This window comes from Pseudomonas sp. FG36, assembly GCF_057809275.1.
Genome location: NZ_JBMDJQ010000087.1, coordinates 1 through 537 on the forward strand (window position 1 = coordinate 1; position 537 = coordinate 537).

General features: G+C 66.7%; 1 protein-coding gene. It reads left to right on the forward strand.

Annotated features, from left to right (window positions below):
- A partial coding sequence (locus ACODS9_RS26540) for an AMP-binding protein (protein ID WP_489095123.1) occupies positions 1-537 on the forward strand: 537 nt, incomplete at both ends.

Below are 537 nucleotides of genomic sequence, written 5' to 3' on the forward strand. Positions count from 1 at the left end.
TCAATGGCTACGGCCCGACCGAGGCCACCACCTTCAGCACCACCCACGAAATCACTGCGGTGGGTGAGGGCAGCATCCCGATCGGCACACCGATCGGCAACAGCCGCTGCTACGTGCTCGATGCCCGCCAGCAACTGCTGCCGGTGGGAGCAGTAGGTGAGTTGTACATCGCCGGCGACGGCGTGGCCCTGGGTTACCTGGGCCAGCCAGAGCTGACGGCCGAGCGCTTCCTGCCGGATCCGTTCAATGGCGGCACCATGTACCGCAGTGGCGACCTGGTCAGTTGGCAGGCCGACGGCACCCTGCGTTACCTGGGCCGTGCCGACCAGCAGATCAAGCTGCGCGGTTTCCGCATCGAACTGGGCGAAATCGAGGCGCGTCTGGGCGAATGCCCGGGCGTGCGCGACGCGGCGGTGATCGTGCGTGAGGACGCGCCGGGGGATAAACGCCTGGTGGCGTACTTCACCGGTGACGTTGCGGCGATCGGCGAACTGCACGAGCGTCTGCAAGGTGTGCTGCCGGACTACATGCTGCCGT